The 1,407-nt window shown below is 47.2% G+C and carries 3 protein-coding genes; all 3 read left to right on the top strand.

Annotated features, from left to right (window positions below):
- The first annotated feature begins 11 nt into the window (after positions 1 to 11).
- Genes gpU through gpG form a run of 3 tightly spaced genes read left to right on the top strand, consistent with a single transcriptional unit; the run spans position 12 to position 1,381 of the window.
- On the top strand, positions 12 to 179 hold the full coding sequence (gene gpU, locus J5224_RS27750; RefSeq protein ID WP_264628351.1) for a phage minor tail U family protein: 168 nt from the start codon (positions 12 to 14) through the stop codon (positions 177 to 179).
- Positions 180 to 186: 7 nt separating this feature from the next.
- Complete coding sequence (locus J5224_RS27745; RefSeq protein ID WP_264628350.1) at positions 187 to 921, top strand: phage tail protein; 735 nt, start codon at positions 187 to 189, stop codon at positions 919 to 921.
- 43 nt (positions 922 to 964) lie between these two features.
- Positions 965 to 1,381, top strand: coding sequence for a phage tail assembly chaperone G (gene gpG, locus J5224_RS27740; protein ID WP_264628349.1), 417 nt, complete (start codon positions 965 to 967; stop codon positions 1,379 to 1,381).
- Positions 1,382 to 1,407: the final 26 nt, after the last annotated feature.

Here is a 1,407-nt window from a genome sequence, read left to right as displayed (position 1 = left end):
CCGATACGGCCCTGGATGAGTGGATAGAACAACGCATCAAGCCAGTAACCAACAACATTCCCGCTTTGCAGGCGCTTGTGGAAAGCATCAGCACTCAGGGATATGACTACCAGCGCGACGATGAGGCTATCACCTGGGGTTCCGCTGATCTTAAGCATTTAATTATCTATCAAATGTGAGGACTCTATGTCTACAACGCAACCGATTAAAGGGGCTGGCACATCATTATGGATTTATGGTGGCACGGGAAACCCTTACACCAATCCACAAAGTGATACGGGGTGGACCCGGCTGGCAAAAATCAAAGATTTGGTTCCCGGCGAAATGACCGCTGAATCATTCGATGATACTTATCTGGATGATGAGAATGCTGATTGGGCCAGCACTGCACAGGGGCAGAAAACAGCCGGAGATGCCACCTTTACTCTCGCGTGGAAACCCGGTGAAAGCGGCCAGCAAGATCTTATTGACTGGTTCAATGAGGGCGATGTTCGTGCTTATAAAATCAAGTATCCCAACGGTGCAGTGGATGTTTTCAAGGGCTGGGTGTCGTCTCTAGGCAAAAATATTCCGTTAAAAGAAACGATCACTCGCACGGTAAAAATCACTAATAGCGGTAAACCGTCTCTTGCAGAAGAGGCTGGTGATGCTGCGGTGCCGGTTACCGGGATCACGGTATTACCCACTTCACTTGAGCTTGCTGTCGGTCAATCTGCTGATATTGCTGTAACCATTGTTCCCGCTAACGCATCAGACTCAACGTTTAACGTTGGTGCCGCCGATACCAGCAAAGCAACTGCTTCCGTGTCCGGCTCCGTGGTTACCGTTACTGGGGTGGCAGAGGGCAATACCAATATTGTGATTATGACCAACGACGGTAAAAAGACGGCCATTGTGCCTGTTGTTATTACTGCCGACTGATAACTTGCACTGCCCCACACTGTGGGGCCTTACGGGGTGAATAATGTTTTTGAAAAAAGAAAATACTGACATTGGCGGTAATCAGGTTGATTTAAACGAGCTTTCAGGATTGCAGCGCATTGAATATCTGGAATATTTAACAGAAATTCAAAAAATGAGTAAATCCTTTGAGGAGTTACCCAATGAGGAAAAAGGAGCGAAATACTTGCGCCTTAATCTTGATGTAAATGCCTGGCTTATTTCTCGCTCACTTTGGCATAACGATAACACCAAACAAGTGGATCAATTGAAAGACCAGGTGTTGTCGTCATGGTCGCCCAATAATATTTATATTGCTGCGGCTAAAGTCATGTCATTAAGTGGACTGAATGAATCCCAAGATGAAGAGTCGCCTCCCGCAATCACAGAATCCACTGAGGGAGCAACTGCGGAAGAGGCGGTGCCAGCGGAAAAGTATTAAACGCCGAACGTCAGTTTTCCATGCGG

It is taken from the genome of Candidatus Symbiopectobacterium sp. NZEC135 (assembly GCF_025962695.1).
Note: the sequence above shows the minus strand (reverse complement) of the source record. Positions and strands in the feature narration are given on the sequence as shown.

Bases quoted from the DNA above. Each gene is read 5' to 3' on its own strand.
- J5224_RS27745 (WP_264628350.1), top strand. From the start codon at position 187: ATGTCTACAACGCAACCGATTAAAGGGGCTGGCACATCATTATGGATT.
- gpG (WP_264628349.1), top strand. From the start codon at position 965: ATGTTTTTGAAAAAAGAAAATACTGACATTGGCGGTAATCAGGTTGAT.